The following is a 16,405-nucleotide window of genomic DNA, read 5'->3' as shown; positions in this document are numbered from 1 at the left end:
AGTACTGCGAGGAACTCCTTGTGATTACTTCCCTGTTGGTGGCCAACCGGGGCGAGATCGCCTGCCGTGTCTTCCGCACCTGCCGCGAGCTCGGCATCGCCACCGTCGCCGTGTACTCCGACGCCGACGCGGACGCCCTGCACGTGCGCGAGGCCGACACGGCGGTGCGGCTGCCGGGCTCCGCGCCCTCCGAGACCTATCTGCGCGGCGACCTCGTCGTGAAGGCGGCACAGGCCGCGGGCGCCGACGCGATCCACCCCGGCTACGGCTTCCTCTCCGAGAACGCGGGCTTCGCGCGCGCCGTCCTGGACGCGGGCCTCGGCTGGATCGGCCCGCCGCCCGAGGCGATCGAGGCGATGGCGTCCAAGACGCGCGCCAAGGAGCTGATGGGCATCGCACCGCTCGGCGAGGTCACCGAGGCCGACCTGCCCGTCCTGGTGAAGGCGGCGGCGGGCGGCGGCGGACGCGGCATGCGCGTCGTACGGGAACTGGCCGCGTTGGCAGACGAGTTGGCGGCGGCGCGGGCCGAGGCCGCCAGTGCCTTCGGGGACGGCGAGGTGTTCGTCGAGCCGTTCGTCGAGGGCGGGCGCCACGTCGAGGTGCAGATCATGGCCGACGCGCACGGCACCGTGTGGCCGCTCGGCACCCGCGACTGCACCCTGCAGCGCCGCCACCAGAAGGTCATCGAGGAGTCCCCGGCGCCCGGCCTCGCCCCCGGCCTCGTCGCCGAACTGCACGCGCAGGCCGTGCGGGCCGCCCGCGTCACCGACTACCGCGGCGCGGGCACCGTCGAGTTCCTGGTCGCCGAAGGACGCGCGCACTTCCTGGAGATGAACACCCGCCTCCAGGTCGAACACCCCGTCACCGAGGCGGTGTTCGGCCTCGACCTCGTCGCCCTGCAGATCCGGATCGCCGAGGGCGGGGCTCTGGAAGGCGAGCCGCCGACCGCCCGCGGGCACGCCGTCGAGGCCCGCCTGTACGCCGAGGACCCGGCGGCCGACTGGGCGCCGCAGACCGGCACCCTGCACCGCGTCGACGTACCCGGCGGCGTGCGCCTCGACAGCGGCTACGCGGCGGGCGACACCGTCGGCGTGCACTACGACGCCATGCTCGCCAAGGTCGTCGCGCACGCGCCCACACGCGCCGAGGCCCTGCGCAAGCTCGCCGGCGCCCTGGAGCGCGCCGCCGTCCACGGCCCGGTCACCAACCGCGACCTGCTCGTACGCTCCCTGCGCCACCCCGAGTTCACCGGCGCCCGCATGGACACCGGCTTCTACGACCGCCACGCCACCGCGCTCGCGGCCACCGCCCCCGACCCATCCCCAAGTTCTCGGCTTCGCTCGAACAGGGGAGACCCCATTGCCCCGCTGGCCGCCGCGCTCGCCGACGCGCAGGGACGCTCCCGGTTCGGCGGCTGGCGCAACCTGCGCTCCCAGCCCCACCTCAAGCGCTACCGCGGCGAGCCCGACGGCACCGAGCACGAGGTCCGCTACCACCACACGCGGGACGGCCTGACGGCCGACGGCGTCGGCGTGGTCAGCGTGGCGCCCGGCCTCGTGGTTCTCGAAGTGGACGGTGTGCGACGGAAGTTCACGGTGGACCGGTACGGCGACGGTCGCGTGTTCGTGGGGACGTCCGAAGGGGACACCGTCCTCGTGCCGCTGCCGCTGCTCCCCGCGCCGGAAGCCCGTCGCGTCCCCGGCTCGCTGCTCGCCCCGATGCCCGGCACCGTCGTGCGCGTCGCCGAAGGGGCCGTGGAGGGCTCCGAGGTGAGCGCCGGGCAGCCCCTCGTCTGGCTGGAGGCCATGAAGATGGAGCACCGCGTCTGTGCTCCCGCCTCCGGCACGCTCATCGCCCTGCACGCCGTACCGGGCCGTCAGGTCGAGGTCGGCGCGCTGCTCGCCGTCGTACAGGAGGAACAGCCCGCATGAGTACTGTCCTTGAGACCGAAGAGCACCAGGCCCTGCGCGCCGCCGTCGCGGCCCTCGGCAAGCGGTACGGCCGCGACTACCTCGCCCGCGTCGCCGAGAGCGGCGGCCACCCCGACGAGCTGTGGGCGGACGCCGCGAAGCTCGGCTACCTGGGCGTGAACCTGCCCGGGGAGTACGGAGGAGGGGGTGGTGGCATAGCCGAACTCTCCATCGTTCTGGAGGAGTTGGGTGCGGCCGGCTGCCCCCTGCTCATGATGGTCGTCTCGCCCGCGATCTGCGGCACGGTCATCGCCCGCTTCGGCACCGACGAGCAGAAGCGGCAGTGGCTGCCGGGCCTCGCCGACGGCTCGCGGACCATGGCCTTCGGCATCACCGAGCCGGACGCGGGCTCCAACTCCCACCGCATCACCACCACCGCGCGCCGCGACCCGGACTCCGGCGACTGGCTGCTGACCGGCCGCAAGGTCTTCATCTCCGGCGTCGACATCGCCGACGCCACGCTCATCGTCGGCCGCACGTCGGACGCACGGACCGGCAACCTCAAGCCGTGCCTGTTCATCGTCCCGCGCGACGCCCCCGGCTTCGAGCGGCGCCGGATCCCCATGGAACTCCGGGCGGCGGAGAAGCAGTTCGAGCTCGTGCTCGACGACGTGCGGCTGCCTCCCGAGGCGCTCGTCGGCGACGAGGACGCGGGCCTGCTCCAGCTCTTCGCGGGCCTCAACCCCGAGCGCATCATGACGGCCGCGTTCGCGATCGGCATGGGCAGGTACGCCCTGACCCGCGCCGTCGAGTACGCGAAGGAACGCAGCGTCTGGAAGTCCCCGATCGGTGCCCACCAGGCCGTCGCGCACCCGCTGGCCCAGTCGCACGTCGAGCTGGAACTGGCCCGCCTGATGATGCAGAAGGCCGCCAGGCTCTACGACGAGGGCGACGACGTGGGCGCGGGCGAGGCCGCCAACATGGCCAAGCTCGCCGCCGCCGACGCCTGCGTGAAGGCCGTCGACCAGGCCGTGCACACGCTCGGCGGCAACGGCCTGACCACGGAGTTCGGCCTCGCCTCGCTGATCGTGGCGTCACGGGTGGCGCGGATCGCCCCGGTGAGCCGGGAGATGATCCTCAACTACGTCTCGCACCAGACGCTGGGCCTGCCCAAGTCCTACTGAGGAGCCGTCCATGACTCTCTCCGTCTCCTCCTCCGCGCGCGGCATCACCACCGTCACCCTGGCGAGCCCCGAGCGGCGCAACGCGATCTCGGCGGACCTGGTGCGCGCGCTCGCCGAGGCGCTCGACGACCTCGGCAAGGACCCCGAGACCCGCGCCGTCCTGCTCACCCACACCGGGACGGCGTTCTGCTCGGGCGCGGACCTGAAGGCGCCGCCGGACCCGCACGACTTCGTGGGGCTCCTGCGTCAGCTCGTGGCGCTGCCCAAACCCGTGGTCGCGCGGGTGGACGGCCATGTGCGGGCGGGCGGCCTCGGGCTGCTCGGCGCCTGCGACATGGCGGTGGCGGGGCCGGACGCCTCCTTCGCGTTCACGGAGGTCCACATCGGTGTGGCCCCCGCCGTGATCTCCATGCCGCTCCTGCCCCGCCTGGACCCGAGCGCGGCGTCCCGCTACTTCCTGACCGGGGAGCGCTTCGACGGCGCTCAGGCGGCGCGGATCGGTCTGGTCACGGCGTACGCGGCCGACGTCGACGCCGGGCTCGAACCGATCCTGGACGGGCTTCGCGCGGCGGCGCCGCAGGCCCTGGCCGAGACGAAGAAGCTGCTCACGGCTAGGGTGCTCGACGCATTCGACGACCACTCGGACGCCCTGATCTCCCTGTCCGCGCGGCTCTTCGGCTCCGCCGAGGCCCGCGAGGGAATGGCGGCGTTCCTCGAACGACGGGAGCGCCCATGGGTGCTGTGACCGCCGCCGACCGCGCGCCCAAGCAGGACCGCAGCCGTGCCACGCGCCAGAAGCTCCTGGAGGCGGCGGTGTCCTGCCTCGCCGAGCACGGCTGGGCGGGTTCCACGGTCTCGGTGGTCGCCGAGCGGGCGGGCGTCTCGCGGGGCGCGGCGCAGCACCACTTCCCCACCCGGGAGGACCTCTTCACCGCCGCCGTGGAGTACGTGGCCGAACAGCGCTCCACGGCGTTGCGCGCCCTGCCGGCCCAGGACCGCGCCTCGGTGGTCGCTGCCCTCGTCGACCTCTACACGGGGCCGCTGTTCCGCGCGGCGCTTCACCTGTGGGTGGCGGCGTCGAACGAGCCCGCGCTGGGCTCGCGCGTGACGGAGCTGGAATCCCGCGTGGGCCGCGAGACGCATCGCATCGCGGTGGAGCTGCTCGGCGCGGACGAGTCGCGGCCGGGTGTCCGCGAGACGATCCAGGGCCTGCTGGACATGGCGCGGGGTCTTGGCCTGGCGAATCTGCTGACGGATGACGGGGTTCGGCGGGAGCGGGTGGTGGCGCAGTGGACGAGGCTGGTGGAGGAGGCGCTACAAGCCTGAGCCTTCCCCGACCCCGCCCCTTCCCGAGGTTCGCGGCTCCGCCGCCCGTGGCTCGGTCGATCGCGCTCCGCGCTCGTCCTCGAACGCCGGACGGGCTGATCATTCAGCCCCTCCGGCGTTCGAGGAGCGGGGTCTGGGGCGGAGCCCCGGTTTCGGGAAGGGGCGGGGCCGGGGGGAGGACCGCCGGAGGCAGACCTCAGCGGGCGATCTCGTCGAACCCTTCGACCGCCTGCGGAGAGCGGCTGCCCGGCCCGATGTAGCGCGCCGAGGGACGGACGAGCCGCCCCGTCCGCTTCTGTTCGAGAATGTGCGCCGACCACCCGGCCGTCCTCGCACACGTGAACATCGACGTGAACATGTGCGCCGGGACCTCCGCGAAGTCGAGGACGATCGCCGCCCAGAACTCCACGTTGGTGGCGAGGACCCGGTCGGGACGCCGCGCGTGCAGCTCGTCCAGCGCCGCCTTCTCCAACGCCTCCGCGACCTCGAAGCGGGGCGCGCCCAGCTCACGGGCGGTACGGCGAAGCACCCGCGCCCGCGGGTCCTCGGCCCGGTACACCCGGTGCCCGAAGCCCATCAGCCGCTCGCCCTTGTCCAGGGCCTGCTTCACGTACGCGACCGCGTCCCCCGTGCGCTCGATCTCCTCGATCATGCCGAGGACCCGGGAGGGCGCGCCGCCGTGGAGCGGGCCGGACATGGCGCCCACGGCGCCGGACAGCGCCGCCGCCACGTCCGCGCCCGTCGACGCGATGACCCGCGCCGTGAACGTGGAGGCGTTCATGCCGTGCTCGGCGGCCGACGTCCAGTACGCGTCGACGGCCTGGACGTGCTTGGGGTCGGGCTCCCCGCGCCACCGCTTCATGAACCGCTCGACGACCGTCTCGGCCTTGTCGATCTCCCGCTGCGGCACCATCGGCAGGCCCTGCCCGCGGGCCGACTGGGCGACGTAGGAGAGGGCCATGACGGCGGCGCGCGCCAGGTCCTCGCGGGCCTGCTCCTCGCTGATGTCGAGCAGCGGCCGCAGGCCCCAGACGGGCGCGAGCATCGCGAGCGCGGACTGGACGTCGACGCGGATGTCGCCGGAGTGCACCGGGATCGGGAAGGGCTCGGCGGGCGGCAGACCGGGGTTGAAGGCGCCGTCGACGAGCAGGCCCCACACGTTCCCGAAGGAGACGTGGCCGACCAGGTCCTCGATGTCGACGCCGCGGTAGCGGAGCGCGCCGCCTTCCTTGTCCGGTTCGGCGATCTCCGTCTCGAACGCGACGACTCCTTCAAGTCCAGGTACGAAGTCGGACATCAGGCGGCTCCTCGTGATGGGTTCGACATGATGGTTTCGAGAGAGGGGGTTGCGATCAGCTCATGACCATGTGTCAAAAATGGGCGGTTACGGTCCGGTTCCACGGTCGAGTACGCCAAATGTCCGGCGAACCCGGCGACTCGCGGTCCGGATCGGTCACCCCGGTGATGCCCCGTGAGGCTGGTGGTCACCCAACCGATCAGGCAGCAGGACGATATCCCTTGGTGCCACCTTTGGCGATGGAATGCGGCACTCAGTGCCACACGTCACCTCTCCGAGGTGACGTACGCCCCGCCGAGCGCCCCTTCGTATACGGCAAGATGACCGCGTGACCGACTCCAGTGCGCCCCGCCACGAACCCCTTCCGGACTCCCTGCCGGAGCCGGCCGCCATGCGTGAGCAGTACGCCACGGCGGGGCTCGACGAGGCCGAGTTCGCCGCGGGGCCCATGGACCAGTTCGCGCTCTGGTTCAAGGAGGCGGCACGCGACAGCGAGTCCGTCCACGAGCCGAACGCCATGGTGGTCTCCACCGCGGACGCCGAGGGCCGGCCCAGCTCCCGCACGGTTCTCCTGAAGGGCTTCGACGAGCGGGGCTTCGTCTTCTTCACCAACTACGAGTCCCGCAAGGCCCGTGAGCTGTCCGCCAATCCGTACGTCTCGCTGCTCTTCCCCTGGCATCCCATGGCCCGCCAGGTGATCGTCTCCGGCACCGCGGCGCGCGTCGGGCGCGAGGAGACCGTCGCCTACTTCCGCACCCGCCCGCACGGCTCCCGCCTCGGCGCCTGGGCCAGCGCCCAGTCGTCCGTCCTCACGTCACGGGCCGAACTGGACCGCGCGTACGCCGAGTTGGCGGCCCGCTACCCCGAGGGCGAGCAGGTGCCGGTGCCGCCGCACTGGGGCGGCTTCCGGGTGAGCCCGCAGTCCGTGGAGTTCTGGCAGGGCAGGACGAACCGCCTGCACGACCGTCTGAGGTACGTGCGGACGGAAGGCGGACAGGGGTGGCGACTGGAACGCCTCAGCCCATAGGTTGAGCCGGTCGAGGGGGTCCCCCTGCTCCTTCAGAGCTTGGGGGAGATCGAGGACGAGTAGGCCGAAGGGCACGACAGACGGCGCGCCCTACCCCGTCAGCACCCCGTCCAGGAACGGTTCGATCGCGGCGCGCCACGCGCTCGGCTGGTCGTAGTGCACGAGGTGGCCGGCGTCGGCCACCTCCGCGTACTCCCCGCGGGGCAGCACGCGGACCATCTCCTGGGACTCGGCCCGGCCCAGCTCGCCGTCCTGGCCGCGGACGACGAGCGCGGGACAGCGGACCTGGACCAGCTCCTCCCAGTGCGCGTCGTGCACCCACGTCTCGCGGGACCTGAGCATCTGGGCGCGGTCGAAGACGGGCCGCCAGCCGTCCGGGCTCTCGGCCATCACCTCGGCGAAGAACGCGCCGCGCGCGGGGTTGGGGCGCTCCACCCAGGGGTCGTCCTCGCCGAACCACTTGCGGACGTCGGCGAGGGTCGCGAACGGCACGGGCCAGGACTTGAACCAGTCCTCCCACTCGCGCTGCGAGGCGGCGCCGAGCGCGGAGGCCCGCATGTCGCAGATGATCAGGCCCCGGACGAGGTCGGGGCGGCGCGCGGCGAGCTGCCAGGCGGTGAGCGCGCCCATGGAGTGGCCGATGAGGACGGCGGGCGCGAGGTCGAGCTGGACGAGGGCGGCCTCGGCGTCGTCCACGTACGCCTCGCGGGTGTAGGGGCCCTCGGGGGGCTTCTCGCTCCTGCCGTGGCCGCGCTGGTCGAGGGCGACCGCGCGGTGCCGTTCGGAGAGCCAGCGGGCGGTGCCCGCCCAGTGCGATGCGCGGCCCATCAGGCCGTGCAGTAACAGCACCCCGCCAGGTGACCTCTCGGCCTCCCTGAGCTTGGGAGGGTCGGCGTACTCCCAGGCGGCGAGGCGTACGCCACCCGCGCCCGTCACGTCGATGCGCCGCACCATGATTCCTGGCACCCCCCTGGATTCAGCTCGGGATCCACGACTGGTCCTGCCCCACACCCAGCACGCTATCGAACCTCTTTTCGAAAGCGGCCGGATCGCCGATAACACCCCTCGTTCGGGTGACCATGCTCAAGGATTGACCGGCGCAGCCGAGGGGAGATCTTCATCGGGAGGCGGGCCGCTCGGGGAAACCGGTCCGAGGGGAATGACCTTGAGAGCTCGGGGCTCCAGGTCAGCACAGGGGAGGACAGGCCCCGGCGCTCGAGGGCGCCGGGGCCCTCGCCTTTTCCGGCCTGCTCGCGGGGCGCGCGCAGGCGTCCGCCCGGACGTTCGCGCTCACCAGTCGGGCGCATCCTCCTGCCCCCTCTCCGGCCGTGCGGCCAGACCCGGTGCCGACACGGTCAAGAGCCCTCAGGTCATATGCCTCTCGCGACAGCCTCGCACGCAAAACGCTCCCGCGCTGCGATTCCGCACACTGAATATCTGGTCAACTTCCGCCAGGGAAGCGGAAGTTGACCAAGACCCGCGCGTGGCCTCAGCGCTTGGCGACGAAGACGTGCGACGCGACCTCCGCCGTGAGCTCGGCGGCCTCGCCGCTGCTGCCCACGAGCACGCCGCCCGCCGACTCCGTCACGCTCACCACGGAGCCCGGCTGCACGCCGGCCCGCCGCAGCGTGTACATCAACTGGGCGTCCGTCTGGATCGGCTCCCCGATGCGGCGCACGACGACCGTCTTGCCCTCGGCGCCCGGGTCGAGCTCGGTCAGGGAGACCATGCCCTCGTCCAGGAACGGGTCCGCGCCGTCCTTCTCGCCCAGCTCCTCCAGGCCCGGGATCGGGTTGCCGTACGGCGACTCGGTGGGGTGGCGCAGGAGCTCCAGGACGCGACGCTCCACGGCCTCGCTCATCACGTGCTCCCAGCGGCACGCCTCGGCGTGCACCTGCTCCCACTCGAGCCCGATCACGTCGACGAGCAGGCACTCCGCCAGGCGGTGCTTGCGCATCACACGGGTGGCCAGGCGGCGGCCCTCCTCGGTGAGCTCCAGGTGGCGGTCGCTGGCGACCGCCACCAGGCCGTCGCGCTCCATGCGCGCCACGGTCTGGCTCACCGTCGGTCCGCTCTGGTCGAGCCGCTCGGCGATCCGGGCGCGCATGGGGACCACACCTTCCTCCTCGAGCTCGAGGATGGTGCGCAAATACATCTCAGTGGTGTCAATCAGCCCCGACATGGGTGCCCCTCAGAATTCGCTCGTGCGCTGGCCCTGCCCTCAATTCTGACGCATACCACTGACAACCGTGCCGCGCCGGTGGAATTCCCGCCCAGTACCGGCCTGCGACCGTGTTGACAGGGCCGTGGTCCAGACCGCAACGTGATGCGAATGAGCTCGATGAGCGAGAGCAACCAGAGCGGTGAGAGCAAGCTGGCGGGTCAGTATCTCGACGCCGCGATCGGTCTGCTCCAGAGGGTCCGCGACGAGGAGGCGGGGAACGTCGCCGCGGCGGGCGGTCTGCTCGCCGACGCGGTCGCGTCCGGCGGCCGCCTCTTCGCCTTCGGCGCCGGGCACTCCTCGCTCGCCGCGCAGGACGTCGTCTACCGCGCGGGCGGCCTCGCCCTGATCAACCTCCTGGCCGTGCCCGGCGTGGTCGGCGTGGACGTGATGCCCGCCACGCTCGGCTCCGCCCTGGAGCGGGTCGACGGGCTCGCGGGCGCCGTCCTGGACTCCTCGCCGGCCCGCCCCGGCGACGTACTCGTGATCATCTCGCTCTCCGGGCGGAACTCGCTGCCGGTGGAGATGGCCATGAACGCCCGCGCCCTGGGGCTGAAGGTCATCGGCGTGACCTCGGTGGCGTACGCGACGGAGACGAAGTCGCGGCACGTCTCGGGGACCTTCCTCAAGGACCACTGCGACGTGGTGGTCGACTCCAAGATCGGCGTCGGCGACGCGGAGCTGACCCTCGACGGGGTCGAGGCGCCGTTCGGACCGGCCTCCAGTGTCGTCACCAACGCCCTCATGCAGGCCATGACGGCCGCCGCCGTCGAGGACCTCGCGGGCCGCGGCATCCAGCCGCCGCTGCTCCGTTCGGGGAACGTGGACGGCGGGCACGACTGGAACGGGCGGGTGTTCCAGGAGTACGGGGACCGGATCTTCTACCGGCACTAGGTCTGCGCGGGACGCGGAAACCGCACCCGCACCGTCAGCCCCCCGCCCTCCCCGTTCGCCTCCGCCGCCGCCTCCGCGCCGTGCGCCCGCGCGATGGCCGCCACGATGGAGAGGCCAAGGCCCGCGCCCTCCCCGCGCGCGTGGGTGCGTTCGTGCAGCCGGCGGAACGGTTCGAACAGGAGCGGGACCGTGTCGGCGGGGATCTCGGGGCCGGTGTTGGTGACCTCGATCCCGGCCGCCGAGGTCGTCACGCCGACCCGCCCGCCCGGCCGGTTGTGGCGCACCGCGTTCGCCACCAGGTTGTGCACGAGACGGTCCAGGAGCACGCCGTCGCCCTCCACCGTCAGCGGATCGGCCCGCACGGACACGGTGACGTCCCGCGCGGCGGCCTCCTCGGCCAGACCGTCCGCGACGGCGTGCGCGAGGACGTCCACCGCGACGGGCTCGCGCCGGTCCAGGCCCTGCTCGGACGCGGCGAGCAGCAGCAGCCCCTCGATGAGGTGCTCGCTGTCGTCCGCGACCGCGATCAGCTTCGTACGGATCCTCGCCACGCGCTCGGGGTCCGGCTCACCGGCCAGACCGATCTCCGCCGCCGCCCGCTGCACGGCCAGCGGGGTGCGCAGCTCGTGCGCCGCGTTGGCCGCGAACCGCTGCTGCGCGCCGACCAGTTGCTCTATCCGGTCCAGCATCTCGTCGAAGGTGTCGGCGAGTTCCTTCAGCTCGCCCGGCGGGGCGTCGAGCGCGATCCGCTCGTGCAGATTGGCCCCGGAGAGCCGGCGCGCGGTCCCGGTGATCACGGCGACCGGGCGGAGCACGCGCCCCGCCATCCACCAGGCCAGGGCGATCGACAGGACGGCGTACGCGGCGAACACGATCGCGGAGACGGTCAGGAGGCGGTTCAGGGCGGCCTCTCCCGCGAGGTCGCTGATCTTCGTCACCGCGAGGCCCTGCTCGATGTCCACGGGCAGCGGCTCCGCCCGCCGGGCAGGCGTGACGGAGGACATCGGCAGCGGCGCGGGCGCCCAGGGCGGGACGGGGTCGCGGGGCACCGCCGTGGTGACCGCCGAGCTGATCGACCCGTACAGACCCTGCTGCACGAGCAGGTACACGACGCCCGTCAGGAGCGCACCGGCCAGCACGAGCAGCCCGCCGTACAGGGCGGTGAGCCGGCCGCGCTCGCCGGTCGTCCCCGCCCTCACAGCGAGCGCCCCACGATCCGGTACCCGGCGCCCGGCACCGTCTCCACCACCTGCGGCTCGCCCAGCTTCGCGCGCAGCTTGGAGAGGGTGACGCGGACCGCGTTCGTGCGGTAGCTGGTGTCCTCCTCCCAGACCTGCTCGATCAGGTCCTCGCCGCTGACCACCGCGCCGTCCGCCCGAAGGAGCGCCTCAAGGACCGCGAACTCCTTGCGGGACAGCGCCAGATGGCGGCCGTCCCGGCTCGCCTGGCGGCGCGCGGTGTCCAGGACGAGGCCCGCGCGCTCGATGACCGGGGGCAGCGCGGGGCGCGCCCGGCGGCCGAGCGCGAGGACGCGGGCGAGCAGTTCGTCGTACGCGAACGGCTTGGTCAGATAGTCGTCCGCGCCCAGGCCCAGACCCGCGACCCGGTCACGCACCGTGCCCGCCGCCGTCAGCATCAGGACCCGGGTCAGCAGGCGCTGCTCGACGACGCGGCGGCACACCTCGTCGCCGTGCACGCCCGGCAGGTCGCGGTCGAGGATCATGACGTCGTACTCCCCGAGCTGGAGTTTGCGCAGCGCGGTCAGGCCGTCGGCCGCGACGTCGACGGCCAGCGCGTCGCGCCGCAGCCCGTCGGCGATCATCTCGGCCAGGAATTCCTCGTCCTCCACCAGCAGTACGCGCATGCCGCCCTGTGTACCGGAGAGTGACCTTTCGCCGGTGTAAGCGTCTCCGTTGAGAGAAACGAAATGCCGCTTCCCGCCAGCCTGTGGCCGTCAGCCCCGCCCCATGTGAAGGGAAGCCACTCGATGAGGACTCGCAAGCGCTCAGCGGCTCTCGCGTCAGGATTCGCCGCCCTCGCCCTGTTCGCCGGTGCCTGCTCCGGCGGTTCCGGCGAGAGCGACACGTCCGACAGTGCCGACGGCGGCAAGGGCGCCGAGGCCGACAAGGCCTTCAAGCAGCGCGAGTGCCTGCGCAGGAACGGCCTCGACGTGCCCGAGCCCAAGTCAGGCGAGGACAGCCGCGGCCTCACCATCGGCGGCGACATGAGCAAGGAGAAGATGGAGAAGGCCATGAAGGAGTGCGGCATGGGCGGCGGCTCCAAGGGCGGCGGCATCTCCCAGGCCGACAAGGACAAGATGCTCAAGTACGCCCAGTGCATGCGCAAGAACGGCTACAACATGCCCGACCCGAAGTTCGGCGGCGGCTCGGTCGAGGCCATGCCGATGCCGAAGGGGGCCGAGGCCAAGAAGATGGAGAAGGCCGCCAAGGCGTGCAAGGGCATCGTCGAATGAGGCGCCGCACCGCTGTCGTCGCCACCGTCGTGGCCCTGCTCGCGATCACCGGCGGCGGCATCGCCGTCACCGCCCTCGCCGACGCCGGCGGCGAGCAGGACTCCGCCCACCGGGGCGCGGGCCTGCCGCCCGCCACCTCGCCCGTCGAGCGCGGCGACCTCAGCAGCAGCACCCAGGTCGACGGCACCCTCGGCTACGCCAAGGAGCGCAAGGTCAACGCGGGCACGGCGGGCACGCTCACGTGGTGCGCCGAATCCGGCTCCACCGTCGGGCGGGACGGGCGCCTTTACGAGGTCAACGGCGCCCCGGTCCGCCTCATGTACGGCACCGAGCCCATGTACCGCACGCTGAAGCCGGGCGACAAGGGCAACGACGTACGGCAGTTGGAGGAGAACCTCGTCGCGCTCGGCCACGGCGCAGGGCTCGCCGTCGACGACACGTACACCGACGGCACGGCCGCCGCCGTCAAGCGGTGGCAGAAGGCCCACGACCGCGAGCAGACCGGCCGCGTCGGGCCCGACCAGATCTCCTTCCAGCCGGCCGCGGTCCGCGTGAAGTCCGGCGAGTCCACGGTCGGCGACCAGGTCGCCCCCGGCAAGCCGGTGCTCTCGACGACCGGATCCGAACGGGTCGTGCGCGTCCGACTCGACGTGTCCGAGGGCAAGTTGGCGAAGAAGGGCACCAAGGTGACCGTCACCCTCCCCGACGGCACGACGGTCGACGGCAAGGTCGCGGCCGTCGGGAAGACCGCCAAGCCCGGCGACGACCCCTCCGACAAGACCCCCAAGATCCCCGTCACCGTCACCTTCGACCACCCCGGCGAGGTCGAGGGCTTCGACCAGTCGCCGGTCACGGTGAACCTCACCGGCGAGACCCGGAAGGACGTCCTCTCCGTACCCGTCAACGCGCTTCTCGCGCTGCCCGGCGGCGGCTTCGGCGTCCAGGTCGTCGAGGGCGGCCGCACTCGCGAGGTGAAGGTCGAGCTCGGCATGTTCGGCCAGGGCCGCGTCGAGGTCACCGGCGGCGGGCTGCGGGAGGGCGTGAAGGTGGGGGTGCCGAAGGTATGAGCGAGGACCAGTCCCCGTCCGCCGTCGTCGAGTTGGCGGGCGTCACCAAGGAGTACCCCGGCGGCGTCGCCGCCCTGCGCGGCGTCGACCTGACCGTCACCGCCGGCGAACTCCTCGCCATCGTCGGCCCTTCGGGGTCCGGCAAGTCCACCCTCCTGCACATCGTCGGCACCCTCGACCGCCCCACCGCGGGCACCGTCGCCATCGCCGGGCACGACGTCGCGACGCTCGCCGACCGCAGCCTCTCCGCGCTGCGCGCCCGGCACATCGGCTTCGTCTTCCAGGCGTTCCACCTCGTCCCCGGCATCAGCGCCCGCGACAACGTCGCCGAGGGGCTGCTCTACTCCGGGCTCTCCCGCGCGGAGCGCCGCCGCAGGGCCGCGTACGCCCTGGAGCGCGTCGGCCTCGCCGACCGCATGAGGCACCGCCCCCACGAGCTGTCCGGCGGCCAGAAGCAGCGCGTCGCCATCGCCCGCGCGGTCGTCGGCGAACCCGACCTGCTCCTCGCCGACGAGCCCACCGGCGCGCTCGACTCCGAGTCCGGCGAGGCCGTCATGACCCTGCTCCACGACCTCAACGCGGAGGGCGCGACCATCGCCGTCATCACCCATGACACGGAGATCGCCGAGCGGCTGCCGCGGCAGGTGCGGATCAGGGACGGACGGGTCGTCGCGGACACGCGGCCCGCGGAGGTCGCCGCCTGATGCCCGGGAAACGTACGGAGCCCGAGGGGCGTACGAGGCGTACGAGACGTACGAAGCTGAAGGCCGCGCGGCTCGGCCCCCGTGACGTCCTGCACGTCGGCTCCGCCGGTCTGCGCAGCCGCCCCGTGCGGGTCGTCCTGTCCGCGCTCGGCATCGCCATCGGCATCGCGACCATGGTCGCGGTGGTGGGCATCTCGTCCTCCAGCAAGGCCCAACTCATGCGCGAACTCGACGCGTTGGGCACGAACATGCTGGTCGCCGCGCCGGGCGAGGCGATGTTCTCCGGCGAGAAGGTCACCCTGCCGCGCGACGCCGTGGGCCGGGTCGCGCGGATGGACGGCGTCGAGGACGTCGGCGCGACCGGCGACCTCGAACGCTCCGTGCGGCGCAGCGAGAAGATCCCCGAGGACGAGACCGGCGGCATCTCCGTGAAGGCGTCCACCGAGGGCCTGCTGAAGGTGCTGCGCGGCAGGACGGCGCACGGCAGCTGGTTCAACGCGGCGAACAGCCGCTACCCGTCGGTGGTCCTCGGACACGTCGCGGCCGAGCGGCTCGGCATCACCTCGCCGGGGCAGCAGGTCTGGATCGACGACCGGTACTTCACGGTCATCGGCATCCTCGACGCCCTGCCGCTGGCGCCCGACATCGAGCGGTCGGCGCTGACCGGCTGGGACGCCTCGAAGAAGCTGCTCGGCTTCGACGGCCGTCCGACGTCGGTGTACGAGCGCTCCACCGACGCCTCCGTGCAGGACGTCCGCAAGCTGCTCGCCCCGTCGATCGACCCGGAGAGCCCGCGCAACGTCCAGGTCACCGACCCGTCGTCGGCGCTCCAGGCGAAGGCGGCGACGGAGGGCGCGTTCTCCACGCTGCTCCTCGGCCTCGGCGGGATCGCGCTGCTCGTGGGCGGGGTCGGCGTCGCCAACACCATGATCATCTCCGTCCTTGAACGGCGGTACGAGATCGGTCTGCGGCGCTCGCTCGGCGCGACCCGGGGGCAGATCCGCGTGCAGTTCGTGACGGAGTCCCTGATGCTGTCGGGCCTCGGCGGGCTCGCGGGCGTCGCGCTCGGCGCCGCGGCGACGGCCGCGTACGCCGCGTCGGGCGGGCTGCCGTGGGTGGTGCCGCCCTGGGCGATGGCAGGCGGCTTCGGCGCGACGCTGGCGATCGGCACGGTGGCCGGGCTCTACCCGGCGGTGCGGGCGGCGCGGCTCTCGCCGACCTTGGCGCTGCACGCGGTGTGACACACCGCGGACGAGCGAGGCGGCGTACTCCGACGTGGGGGTCGGGGTGCGCCGCCTTCGGGTGGGGCCGTCATGCCGGCTACTTCGGGTCGCCGTTGAACTTCGCGGCCGACCAGAAGTAGCCGAGGACCGCGAGCCCGACGCACCAGGCGACCGCGAGCCATCCGTTGTTGCCGATCCCGCCGCCGAGCAGCAGGCCGCGCAGGGTCTCGATGGCCGGGGTGAACGGCTGGTACTCGGCGATCGGCCGGAACCAGCCCGGCATCGTGTGGGCCGGGATGAAGGCGCTGGAGATCAGCGGCAGGAGGATCAGCGGCTGCGCGCTGTTCGCCGCGGCCTCGGCGTTCGGGCTCGCCATGCCCATCCCGACGGCGATCCAGGTGAGCGCGAGGGAGAAGAGCACGAGCAGTCCGAACGCGGCCAGCCACTCCAGGGCCGTGGCGTCGGTGGCGCGGAAGCCGATGGCCAGGGCGACGGCGCCGACGAGGACCACGCTGACGACGCACTGCAGCACGCTGCCGACGACGTGTCCGACGAGCACGGACCCGCGGTGGACGGCCATGGTGCGGAAGCGGGCGATGATGCCCTCGTTCATGTCGGTCGCGACGGACACCGCGGCCCCGATCACGGTGCCGCCGACGGTCATCATCAGGATGCCGGGGACGATGTACGCGATGTAGTCGGAGCGGTCCGCGCCGCCGATGCCCGCGCTCATCACGTCGCCGAAGATGTAGACGAAGAGCAGGAGCAGCATGACCGGCGTGAGCAGCAGGTTCAGGGTGAGCGACGGATAGCGCCTGATGTGCAGGAGGTTGCGGCGCAGCATGGTGGAGGAGTCGCGCAGGGCAAGGGCGACGGAGCTCATCGGACGGCCTCCTCGGCCTTGTCGGTACCGCTGGTCAGGGCGAAGAAGACGTCGTCGAGGTCGGGGGTGTGCACGGTCAGTTCGTCGGCCTCGATGCCGGCGGTGTCCAACCGGTCGAGTACGGCGCGCAGTTCGCGTTGGCTGCCGTCGCTGGGGAGCTGCAGGGTCAGGGCCTCGTCGTCGGGCGTGGCGTGGT

At 72.5% G+C, this 16,405-nt stretch carries 16 protein-coding genes and 1 pseudogene; 10 read left to right on the top strand and 7 right to left on the bottom strand.

What is annotated here, in order from left to right; all coding sequences use genetic code 11:
* The first annotated feature begins 20 nt into the window (after positions 1-20).
* The 4 genes from ACZ4D5_RS34330 to ACZ4D5_RS34315 are packed head-to-tail and all read left to right on the top strand — an operon-like array spanning position 21 to position 4,420.
* Positions 21-1,931: an acetyl/propionyl/methylcrotonyl-CoA carboxylase subunit alpha gene (locus ACZ4D5_RS34330; protein ID WP_467776399.1), complete on the top strand. Its 1,911-nt coding sequence runs from the start codon at positions 21-23 to the stop codon at positions 1,929-1,931.
* The gene (locus ACZ4D5_RS34325; RefSeq protein ID WP_467776398.1) at positions 1,928-3,094 is read left to right on the top strand and encodes an acyl-CoA dehydrogenase family protein; all 1,167 of its coding nucleotides are present in this window, start codon (positions 1,928-1,930) and stop codon (positions 3,092-3,094) included. Before ACZ4D5_RS34330 ends, ACZ4D5_RS34325 begins: the two co-directional genes overlap by 4 nt.
* Before the next feature lie 10 nt (positions 3,095-3,104).
* Positions 3,105-3,839 (top strand): enoyl-CoA hydratase family protein, encoded by a 735-nt coding sequence (locus ACZ4D5_RS34320; RefSeq protein WP_467776397.1) that lies wholly within the window; start codon positions 3,105-3,107, stop codon positions 3,837-3,839.
* The gene (locus ACZ4D5_RS34315) at positions 3,827-4,420 is read left to right on the top strand and encodes a TetR/AcrR family transcriptional regulator (protein WP_467776396.1); all 594 of its coding nucleotides are present in this window, start codon (positions 3,827-3,829) and stop codon (positions 4,418-4,420) included. The genes ACZ4D5_RS34320 and ACZ4D5_RS34315 overlap by 13 nt, the downstream gene beginning before the upstream one ends.
* A gap of 196 nt (positions 4,421-4,616) precedes the next feature.
* Here the strand turns inward: ACZ4D5_RS34315 and ACZ4D5_RS34310 are convergent, their stop codons facing one another.
* Positions 4,617-5,717 (bottom strand): citrate synthase 2, encoded by a 1,101-nt coding sequence (locus ACZ4D5_RS34310; RefSeq protein ID WP_467776395.1) that lies wholly within the window; start codon positions 5,715-5,717, stop codon positions 4,617-4,619.
* 310 nt (positions 5,718-6,027) lie between these two features.
* On the opposite strand from ACZ4D5_RS34310, the gene pdxH reads away from it, so the two are divergent.
* A complete protein-coding gene (gene pdxH, locus ACZ4D5_RS34305; RefSeq protein WP_467776636.1) occupies positions 6,028-6,744 on the top strand; it encodes a pyridoxamine 5'-phosphate oxidase in 717 nt (238 codons plus the stop codon).
* A gap of 90 nt (positions 6,745-6,834) precedes the next feature.
* Here pdxH and ACZ4D5_RS34300 read toward each other — a convergent pair whose 3' ends face one another.
* Both ACZ4D5_RS34300 and ACZ4D5_RS34295 read right to left on the bottom strand, forming a co-directional pair.
* Positions 6,835-7,698 (bottom strand): alpha/beta fold hydrolase, encoded by an 864-nt coding sequence (locus tag ACZ4D5_RS34300; protein WP_362340959.1) that lies wholly within the window; start codon positions 7,696-7,698, stop codon positions 6,835-6,837.
* Between the two features lie 535 nt (positions 7,699-8,233).
* Complete coding sequence (locus tag ACZ4D5_RS34295) at positions 8,234-8,926, bottom strand: metal-dependent transcriptional regulator (protein ID WP_055702402.1); 693 nt, start codon at positions 8,924-8,926, stop codon at positions 8,234-8,236.
* 159 nt (positions 8,927-9,085) lie between these two features.
* On the opposite strand from ACZ4D5_RS34295, the gene ACZ4D5_RS34290 reads away from it, so the two are divergent.
* Positions 9,086-9,859, top strand: coding sequence for an SIS domain-containing protein (locus tag ACZ4D5_RS34290; protein WP_467776394.1), 774 nt, complete (start codon positions 9,086-9,088; stop codon positions 9,857-9,859).
* Here ACZ4D5_RS34290 and ACZ4D5_RS34285 read toward each other — a convergent pair.
* Both ACZ4D5_RS34285 and ACZ4D5_RS34280 read right to left on the bottom strand, forming a co-directional pair.
* The gene (locus ACZ4D5_RS34285; protein ID WP_467776393.1) at positions 9,856-11,058 is read right to left on the bottom strand and encodes a sensor histidine kinase; all 1,203 of its coding nucleotides are present in this window, start codon (positions 11,056-11,058) and stop codon (positions 9,856-9,858) included. The two genes, ACZ4D5_RS34290 and ACZ4D5_RS34285, sit on opposite strands and share 4 nt — an antisense overlap.
* Positions 11,055-11,723 (bottom strand): response regulator transcription factor, encoded by a 669-nt coding sequence (locus ACZ4D5_RS34280; protein ID WP_467776392.1) that lies wholly within the window; start codon positions 11,721-11,723, stop codon positions 11,055-11,057. The genes ACZ4D5_RS34285 and ACZ4D5_RS34280 overlap by 4 nt, the downstream gene beginning before the upstream one ends.
* A gap of 123 nt (positions 11,724-11,846) precedes the next feature.
* Here ACZ4D5_RS34280 and ACZ4D5_RS34275 point away from each other — a divergent pair, with 123 nt between their 5' ends.
* Genes ACZ4D5_RS34275 through ACZ4D5_RS34260 form a run of 4 tightly spaced genes read left to right on the top strand, consistent with a single transcriptional unit; the run spans position 11,847 to position 15,344 of the window.
* Positions 11,847-12,332, top strand: coding sequence for a hypothetical protein (locus ACZ4D5_RS34275; RefSeq protein ID WP_467776391.1), 486 nt, complete (start codon positions 11,847-11,849; stop codon positions 12,330-12,332).
* Positions 12,329-13,399, top strand: coding sequence for a peptidoglycan-binding protein (locus tag ACZ4D5_RS34270; protein WP_467776390.1), 1,071 nt, complete (start codon positions 12,329-12,331; stop codon positions 13,397-13,399). The genes ACZ4D5_RS34275 and ACZ4D5_RS34270 overlap by 4 nt, the downstream gene beginning before the upstream one ends.
* Positions 13,396-14,103, top strand: coding sequence for an ABC transporter ATP-binding protein (locus ACZ4D5_RS34265; protein WP_467776389.1), 708 nt, complete (start codon positions 13,396-13,398; stop codon positions 14,101-14,103). Before ACZ4D5_RS34270 ends, ACZ4D5_RS34265 begins: the two co-directional genes overlap by 4 nt.
* Positions 14,103-15,344: an ABC transporter permease gene (locus ACZ4D5_RS34260; RefSeq protein WP_467776388.1), complete on the top strand. Its 1,242-nt coding sequence runs from the start codon at positions 14,103-14,105 to the stop codon at positions 15,342-15,344. The genes ACZ4D5_RS34265 and ACZ4D5_RS34260 overlap by 1 nt, the downstream gene beginning before the upstream one ends.
* Before the next feature lie 79 nt (positions 15,345-15,423).
* Here ACZ4D5_RS34260 and ACZ4D5_RS34255 read toward each other — a convergent pair whose 3' ends face one another.
* Positions 15,424-16,209, bottom strand: coding sequence for an ABC transporter permease (locus tag ACZ4D5_RS34255; protein WP_467776387.1), 786 nt, complete (start codon positions 16,207-16,209; stop codon positions 15,424-15,426).
* A pseudogene (locus ACZ4D5_RS34250) lies at positions 16,206-16,405 on the bottom strand (ABC transporter); the annotation flags it as partial. The gene ACZ4D5_RS34255 and the pseudogene ACZ4D5_RS34250, both read right to left, overlap by 4 nt.

The organism is Streptomyces sp. NPDC025651 (assembly GCF_055558735.1).
This window is presented reverse-complemented; position numbering and strand designations above follow the sequence as displayed.

Coding starts and splice junctions, on each gene's coding strand:
- ACZ4D5_RS34325 (WP_467776398.1), top strand. CDS start 1,928: ATGAGTACTGTCCTTGAGACCGAAGAGCACCAGGCCCTGCGCGCCGCC.
- ACZ4D5_RS34320 (WP_467776397.1), top strand. CDS start 3,105: ATGACTCTCTCCGTCTCCTCCTCCGCGCGCGGCATCACCACCGTCACC.
- ACZ4D5_RS34315 (WP_467776396.1), top strand. CDS start 3,827: ATGGGTGCTGTGACCGCCGCCGACCGCGCGCCCAAGCAGGACCGCAGC.
- ACZ4D5_RS34310 (WP_467776395.1), bottom strand. CDS start 5,717: ATGTCCGACTTCGTACCTGGACTTGAAGGAGTCGTCGCGTTCGAGACG.
- ACZ4D5_RS34300 (WP_362340959.1), bottom strand. CDS start 7,698: ATGGTGCGGCGCATCGACGTGACGGGCGCGGGTGGCGTACGCCTCGCC.
- ACZ4D5_RS34295 (WP_055702402.1), bottom strand. CDS start 8,926: ATGTCGGGGCTGATTGACACCACTGAGATGTATTTGCGCACCATCCTC.
- ACZ4D5_RS34290 (WP_467776394.1), top strand. CDS start 9,086: ATGAGCGAGAGCAACCAGAGCGGTGAGAGCAAGCTGGCGGGTCAGTAT.
- ACZ4D5_RS34280 (WP_467776392.1), bottom strand. CDS start 11,723: ATGCGCGTACTGCTGGTGGAGGACGAGGAATTCCTGGCCGAGATGATC.
- ACZ4D5_RS34275 (WP_467776391.1), top strand. CDS start 11,847: ATGAGGACTCGCAAGCGCTCAGCGGCTCTCGCGTCAGGATTCGCCGCC.
- ACZ4D5_RS34270 (WP_467776390.1), top strand. CDS start 12,329: ATGAGGCGCCGCACCGCTGTCGTCGCCACCGTCGTGGCCCTGCTCGCG.
- ACZ4D5_RS34265 (WP_467776389.1), top strand. CDS start 13,396: ATGAGCGAGGACCAGTCCCCGTCCGCCGTCGTCGAGTTGGCGGGCGTC.
- ACZ4D5_RS34260 (WP_467776388.1), top strand. CDS start 14,103: ATGCCCGGGAAACGTACGGAGCCCGAGGGGCGTACGAGGCGTACGAGA.
- ACZ4D5_RS34255 (WP_467776387.1), bottom strand. CDS start 16,209: ATGAGCTCCGTCGCCCTTGCCCTGCGCGACTCCTCCACCATGCTGCGC.